This is a genomic window from Rhodopseudomonas sp. B29 (assembly GCF_000333455.1).
Classification (GTDB): Bacteria; Pseudomonadota; Alphaproteobacteria; order Rhizobiales; family Xanthobacteraceae; genus Rhodopseudomonas.
The window spans coordinates 1-7,425 of sequence record NZ_BADD01000260.1 but is presented as its reverse complement, the minus strand read 5'-3'; the positions used below and the strand labels follow the sequence as shown (position 1 = coordinate 7,425).

Annotated in this window: 5 protein-coding genes and 1 pseudogene; all 6 read left to right on the top strand. The window is 66.9% G+C overall.

The window, feature by feature from the left end; translation table 11 throughout:
* The first annotated feature begins 637 nt into the window (after positions 1-637).
* The 6 genes and pseudogenes from I5M_RS09530 (at position 638) to scpB (ending at position 7,225) form a co-directional block, all read left to right on the top strand.
* A complete protein-coding gene (locus tag I5M_RS09530; RefSeq protein ID WP_083909550.1) occupies positions 638-2,074 on the top strand; it encodes an APC family permease in 1,437 nt (478 codons plus the stop codon).
* Positions 2,046-2,468, top strand: a pseudogene (locus tag I5M_RS09525) (hypothetical protein); the annotation flags it as partial. The gene I5M_RS09530 and the pseudogene I5M_RS09525, both read left to right, overlap by 29 nt.
* Positions 2,469-2,540: 72 nt before the next feature.
* Positions 2,541-4,136 (top strand): SPOR domain-containing protein, encoded by a 1,596-nt coding sequence (locus tag I5M_RS09520; protein ID WP_022721189.1) that lies wholly within the window; start codon positions 2,541-2,543, stop codon positions 4,134-4,136.
* Between the two features lie 47 nt (positions 4,137-4,183).
* Positions 4,184-5,209, top strand: a complete 1,026-nt coding sequence (gene nagZ, locus I5M_RS09515; RefSeq protein ID WP_022721188.1) for a beta-N-acetylhexosaminidase — start codon at positions 4,184-4,186, stop codon at positions 5,207-5,209.
* A complete protein-coding gene (locus I5M_RS09510) occupies positions 5,206-6,039 on the top strand; it encodes a ScpA family protein (protein WP_022721187.1) in 834 nt (277 codons plus the stop codon). The genes nagZ and I5M_RS09510 overlap by 4 nt, the downstream gene beginning before the upstream one ends.
* A 16-nt stretch (positions 6,040-6,055) precedes the next feature.
* Positions 6,056-7,225, top strand: a complete 1,170-nt coding sequence (gene scpB / locus I5M_RS09505; protein ID WP_022721186.1) for an SMC-Scp complex subunit ScpB — start codon at positions 6,056-6,058, stop codon at positions 7,223-7,225.
* The last annotated feature ends 200 nt before the right edge of the window (positions 7,226-7,425 follow it).

The window sequence follows — 7,425 nt, the reverse complement described above, 5'->3', positions numbered from 1 at the left end:
GAAACTGTCGTTCGGCCCGAAGCGTCCTGAAATCTTCGGGGGCGGAATAGAAGCGGTCGTTGATGAAAGCGGCGCGCTCGGACGACGTATTCGGCGCGGCAGCGACTTGGCGAGACGATGATGCGGTCGGGGCTTGCGAGCAGTGCGCCAGCAGACAGGCAGTCGGGACGGCGGCGATTAGCAGCTTCAGGGGACGTGGCAAGCGGCCGAACAGACGCGCGCGCGCCGGCGAGACGCAAACCTGCATGCGGCTGCTCTGCGAGCGCTGTTGCCTCGATCCGGTCATCGCTTCCTATCAGCCTCGGCCGAGGGGCCGATGCGTCCGTCCCGCGAACTGATCAGCACGGGCCGCCGGCAGGGTGAATTACCCAACAATCCAAATCGCGCCGGCAGTGGCGCATGCAATCTTGTCGCGATTGTGCGCTAATCCACGGTGCCGAGCATATACCAGCCCGCCAGCCGCGTGTTTCTGTAATTAATGAGTAGGCGGGGATATCGTTTAATTGTTGATTAACGCTGATTGAACCAGGCTGGCAGGGGCTGCAGACTAAGCCTCGGCAGCGGGGATTGCGGACAAATGGCGATCGAGACGCAGTCGCAGGAGCGGGCCGGGGGGCCACGCGACGGCGATCGGGGCATGGCGGTGGGGGCCGCTGGGCCGGCCGGTCAGTCTGGCGGCACACGGCCACCGCAGTTGGTGTCGACCGGTGTCGCCACTGCGATTGTGGTCGCCGACATGATCGGGGTGGGGGTGTTCACCAGCCTCGGCTTCCAGATCAACGCCGTGTCGTCAGGGTTCTCGCTGCTTCTCCTCTGGCTCGTCGGCGGCGTCGTGGCGGTATGCGGCGCGCTGTCCTACGCCGAGCTTGGCGCAATGTTTCCGCGTTCGAGCGGCGAGTACAATTTCCTCAGCCGCTGCTTCCACCCGGCGTTCGGCTTCGTCGCCGGCTTCGTTTCGGCCACCGTTGGGTTCGCAGCGCCAGCGGCGCTGGCCGCGATGGCGTTCGGCCAATATGCGGCCGCGGTGGTGCCCGGCGCGCCGCCACTCGGCCTGGCGCTCGGCGTGCTGTGGCTGGTGTCGGTGGTACAGCTCGCCGGCATTCGCCACGGCAGCAGCTTTCAGCTCGCCGCGACGGTGCTCAAGGTGACGCTGATCGCCGCCTTCCTGATCGCCGGAATCGCAATCGGCGATCGCCAGCAGATCCGCTTTGCGCCGGCGGCGTCGGACTTGCAGCACATTCTGCACCCGTCGTTTGCGATCTCGCTGGTATTCGTGATGTATGCGTTCTCCGGCTGGAATGCCGCGACCTACATCATCGGCGAGATCAAGGCGCCGCAGAAGAGCCTGCCGCGCGCGCTGCTCGCGGGCACCGCGATCGTCACGGTGCTGTATGTCGCGCTCAATGCCGTGTTTCTGATCACCACGCCACTGTCGGCGATGGCCGGCCAGCTCGACGTCGCCCGCGTCGCCGGTGAGGCGATGTTCGGCCCGACCGGCGGGCGGATCGTCGCGGCGATGATCTGCATCGGGCTGGTGTCGTCCATCAGCGCGATGATGTGGATTGGTCCACGCGTCACCATGACGATGGGCGAGGACATCGCGGCGTTACGCCGCTTCGCCATGCGCTCGGATGCCGGCGCGCCGCGTGCCGCGATCCTGGTCCAGCTCGCTGTGGCGACGCTGCTGCTTTTGACGGCGAGCTTCGAAGCGGTGCTCGATTTCATCCAGTTCGCATTGCTGGCGTGTTCGTTCTTCACGGTGCTCGGCATGGTACGGCTGCGGATCACACAGCCGCTGCGGCCGCGGCCGTATCGCGCCTGGGGTTATCCCGTCACTCCCGCCATCTTCCTCGTCGCGACGGCGGCGATGATGCTGTATCTCGTCGCTGAGCGACCGCTGCAATCGCTGTCGAGCGGCGCCATCATGCTGGCGGGGCTGCTCGCTTATGGTCTCGTTCGCAGCCGGGCCGTGCCGGCGCCAGCCGCAAAGGATGTCGATGCGCCCGCCGCCGAACTCCAAGTCCCGCTTGCGCCCGCGGCTGCAAATGCCGGCCTCGATCTTATTGTTCACTAGCCGCTTGCGGCTCGCTCTGGCGGTGCTGGCGCTGATCGTGTCCGCGCTCCTGGCCGCGCCGCTACGCGCCCAAACCTCGTCGGCCGACGATGCGGCTCGGGTGCTCGCCGGCCTGCCGGTCGCGGCAAATTCCCCGCTGGCGCCGCTGACACAGACGCCGTCCTGGCAGCGCCACGCCAAATTCTTCGACCGCGCCTTCGGCGAACTCGAGCAACGCCAACTCTCCAGGATTCGCGTTTGGACCGCAGCCAACCTCGCGGCGCCGCGACCGGCGATGTACTACATGTTCAGCGGTCCGGACTTTCTGTATGCCAATGCGTTCTATCCGGCAGCGACGACCTATGTGCTGAGCGCGCTGGAGCCGGTCGGCAACGTGCCGGATCTGGCGAAGCTGGCTTTTTGAAAGTTGTGAGTGCGTCTGCGAGGGCGCGCCTGGCGGCTTTCGCGAAGGGGACGCGACATCACGATGACGGATCGAACCTACGAGCGGGCCTATCGGGCCGATGATGATGGTCGTACCTCGCCGCAGGGCGCGCCGCGGTCCGACAGCGATCCGTTGGCCGAACTGGCGCGCCTGATCGGTCAGACCGATCCTTTCGGCACCTCTGCGCCGCGCCAAGCTCCGCCGCAAACTCCGGCGCCGTATCCTGCTGCTACCCATTCCCGTGCTACTGATTTTCGCATGAGCCGGCCTGTGCCTCCGGTCCCGGACGACGTCGAAGAAGCTCCGCCGTCGCAACCGTCCTGGCTGCAACGTCGCCGCGAAGCGCCGCGCGACAATGCGCCGATCGAGCCGGACTTCAGCCGGCCGCCATCCTTCGTGAAGGCCGTCGCTCCGCCTGTCGACCAGCAATCGGATATGCGTGCCTATAATCCGGGTCCGATGGATTTTACCCCGTCTGCCGCGCCTGCGAACTATGAGCCGGTGCCTGTGGAGCAGCCGGCACTGGATCTGCGCGAGCCGGTGTTCGATCCGCGTAGTTTCGAAGCGCAGGGTTACGACCCGCGTGCCGCCGCGCCGACGTCGCTCGAGCCCAATCGCTACGACGAGGCGCTGTTCGGCGAACTGCCGCCGGAGCCTCAGCCCGGCTACTACACCGATCAGCAATATGGCTATGACGACGGCTACGCCGACGAGGCGCCGGCGGCGAAGCCGCGGCGCAGCGGCATGATGACGGTGGTGTCGATCCTGGCATTGGCCGTGGTTGGTACCGGGGGTGCCTTCGCCTATCGTACCTTCGTCGGCGGCCATCGCAGCGGCGAGCCGCCGGTGATCAAGGCTGATACCAGCCCGACCAAGGTCCCCGGACCGGCAGCGGACGGCAAGCCGATCCAGGATCGTCTCGCCAGCAATGGGACCGAGGCGCTAGTGTCGCGTGAAGAGCAGCCCGCCGATCCGTCACAAAGCCAGAACGGTCCGAGGGTTGTGCTGCCGCAGCTCAACCAGAATCCGAACCCGCCCGGCGTCGCCAGCACGTCGCCATCGGCCCGGCCGGTGTTCCCGCCGCCGCAGACGACGGCTTCGGCCGACGAACCGCGCCGTATCAAGACCTTTAGCATTCACCCCGATCAGGCTGATCCAGCAGCCGAACCGGTCGGCCGCACGCCGCCGGCGACGCGTCCGGCGAGCCGCGCCCCGGCGCCGGCTGCCGCTGCGCCGGCCCAGCCCGTGGTTCAGGCCCGGCGAGGCCGCTCGGTCGAGGACGCCAATGCGTCGGCTGGCAATGCGCCGATGTCGTTGTCTCCTGACGCCGACGCGCCTCGCCAGACGAACCAGCGTGTTGCAGCCCTGACGCCGGCGGAGTCGGCGGGCGGTGGCAATTATCTGGTGCAGGTGTCGTCACAGCTCAGCGAATCCGAAGCCAAATCCTCGTATCGGGTTCTGCAGGGCAAGTTCCCGTCGGTGCTGGGTTCGCGCTCGCCGGTGATCAAGCGGGCCGATGTCGGGGGCAAGACCGTCTACCGGGCAATGGTCGGCCCATTTTCGGCTTCTTCCGAAGCGCAGCAGTTCTGCGGCAGCCTGAAAAGTGCTGGCGGACAGTGCTTCGTCCAGAGGAATTAACGGCCGTTTCCTTGACCCTGGAGGCGCGCGCGGCCTAAACGGCCTAGATGCAGCCGCGCGCCTTCATCACCGGTATTTCCGGACTTGAGCTCACCACCGACGAACGCGCTTTCCTGCGTGAAACGCGGCCGTGGGGCTTCATCCTGTTCAAGCGCAATGTCGAAAATCCGGCGCAGGTTGCTCGCCTGGTTCAAGAATTGCGCGCGGCGGTCAATCGGCCCGACGCTCCGGTGCTGATCGATCAGGAGGGCGGCCGGGTGCAGCGGCTCGGTCCGCCGCATTGGCCCGCCTATCCGTCGGGCGCGGTTTTCTCCGCGTTGTACGACGAGGAGGCGGACGCCGGCCTTACCGCCGCGCGCCTCAGCGCCCGCCTGATTGCCGCCGATCTCGCCGACCTCGGCATTACCGTCGATTGCTTGCCGCTGGCCGATGTGCCGGTGGAGGGCGCCGACGCGGTGATCGGCGATCGCGCCTACGGCACGACCCCCGACAAGGTCGCGGCGATCGCCCGCGCGGTCACGCAGGGACTGGAGCAGGGCGGCGTTCTGCCCGTTCTCAAACATATCCCCGGACACGGCCGCGCCACGGCGGACAGCCATCATCGCCTGCCGACGGTGGATACGCCGCGCGAGGACCTCGAACGCAGCGATTTCGCGGCATTTCGGCCGCTCGCCGACCTGCCGATGGCGATGACTGCACATGTTGTGTTTAGCGCGATCGACCCGGCCCAACCGGCGACCACTTCTGCGACAATGATCGCTCGGGTGATTCGCGACGGAATCGGGTTCCAAGGTTTGCTGATGAGTGACGACGTTTCGATGAACGCGCTGGCTGGGACGATTGCGGAGCGGACTGCCGCCAGCGTCAAAGCCGGCTGCGACGTCGTCCTGCATTGCAACGGCAAGCTCGACGAGATGCGGCAGGTTGCGGCCGAAGTGCCGGAGCTGGCGGGCGAGGCTCTGGCGCGGGCCGAGGCGGCCCTGGCGTCGCGCCGACCGCCGCAGGCGTTCGATCGTGTTGCCGCCCGCGCCGAACTCGACGCTTTGACCGCGCGCGTAAGGACAGGCGCATGACTGCGGAAATTCTCCAATTCGAGACCGGCCGCCCGACGGCGCCGATCGAGCAGGACGACGACGCGCTGGTCGTCGACGTCGAGGGCTATGAAGGTCCGCTCGATCTGCTGCTCGCGTTGGCGCGGCAGCAGAAGGTCGATCTGCACAAGATCTCGATCCTGGCGCTGGCCGATCAGTACCTCTTGTTCATCGAAGAGGCGCGCAAGATCCGCCTCGAGCTCGCCGCCGACTATCTGGTGATGGCGGCGTGGCTGGCGTTCCTGAAGTCGCGGCTGTTGCTGCCCGAGCCGCCCGCTCAGGAGGGCCCGAGCGCCGAGGAGATGGCGACCGCGCTGGCCAACCGGCTGCGCCGGCTGGAGGCGATCCGCGAGGCCGCCAATGCGCTGATGACGCGCCCGCAATTGCAGCGCGACATCTTTCCGCGCGGCGCCGCCGAGGCCATCGACGAGATCCGCCATCCGAAATTCACCGCGACGCTGTACGACCTGCTCAGTGCCTACGCGACCCAGCGTCAGGCCCGTGTTCTCACCACCGTGCATCTGGCCCGCCGCACCGTCTGGTCGCTGGCCGAAGCGCGTGCATCGTTGGAACGGCTTGTCGGCCTGGCCGAGGACTGGGGCCGGCTCGACGAATATCTGCTGCAGTATGTCGCCGATCCGGCGCAGCGCGCCACCGCGCTGGCGTCGAGCTTCGCCGCGGCGCTGGAACTGGTGCGCGAAGGTCAGGTCGAACTGCATCAGTCGCAGCCTCTGGCGCCCTTGTATTTTCGTAAGCGACCGCCGTCTCCCGCGATGGAAGCGGTGGCCGTGCCGGATACTCCGGCAAATTAGTTGAAGGAGAGCAGCCATGGCCAGTCTGGCGGAGAAGCGCATCGTGCAGTTCGATGAAGAATTCGAGCACGACGACGTGAGCACCGAGCAGCAGCCGCAAGCGCGGCCCGAGGAGCTGCGCCTGCTCGAAGCCTTGCTGTTCGCGTCGCCGGAGCCGCTCGACCAGGCGGCGCTGGCCAAGCGCATGCCGGAAGGTGTCGACGTCAAGGTCGCGCTGAAGCAGCTGCAGGACGACTACGCCCATCGGGGCGTCAATCTCGTCCGCGTCGCGAACAAATGGACGTTCCGAACCGCCGGCGATCTCGCCTGGCTGATGACGCGCGAGACCACCGAGACCAAGAAACTCTCACGCGCCGCGATCGAGATGCTGGCGATCATCGCCTATCACCAGCCGATCACCCGCGCCGAGATCGAAGAGATTCGCGGCGTCGTCACCTCGAAGGGCACGCTCGACGTGCTGCTCGAGACCGGCTGGATCAAGCCGCGCGGCCGCCGCAAGACGCCGGGCCGGCCGCTGACCTTCGGTACTACCGACGCGTTCCTGTCGCAGTTCAATCTCGAAGCGCTGAACGACCTGCCGGGGCTCGATGAGCTCAAGGGCGCCGGCCTGCTCGACACCCGCCTGCCGACCGGCTTCAGCGTGCCGACGCCGTCCGACGATCCGGCGCTGCGCGAGGACGAGGATCCGCTGGAGCCCGGCGACATCGATCTGGCGCTGGCGCCGCAGGCCGATCCGGAGACCGAGGCAGAGGCTGCGGCTTCCGACGCCGAGCAGACGACGGAGGCCGAGGTTCAGGCCGCTTCGGTCGGCACCATTGAGGCCGGTGAAAGCGAAGCCGCCGCGCACGAGGTGTCGGACGTCGAGGTCGGGTTTGTCGAGACGGTCGAGGCCGAGTTCGTCGAAGCTGACGTCAGCGAGGCGGAATTCGCCGAGCCCGAAGCCGAGACCGAAGCCGCCGGAACTGATTTCGCCGAAGCCGACGAATCGGACAACGAGATTGAAGCTGAAGAGGAGCCGGCCGACGACGTCGTCGCTGAGCAGGACGAGCCGGAGCAGGCCAGCGCGGCCGAGGTCGAGGCGGAGCTGTCCGAGCCCGAGGCGGCCGAGCTTCCCGACGCCGGCGATGCAGAATCGGCCGAAGCGGCCGACGAGGAACCGTCGCCCGACGAACGCGATCGGGAGTGATTGCCGGCGCGGCCTTTAAGCAAGATGTGGCGCTTGCCGCGCCATCCTGCCGCGATGCCGATCACGACGACGTTCCGGCGGCTTAAATCCTTGTTTTCGGCGGCAGATGCCCCTAGCTTCTCAGATAGGTAGAGGCTGGCGCGCCGGTCGTGTCTTTGGAGATTGCAGATGGGTTCACTCAGTATCTGGCACTGGATCGT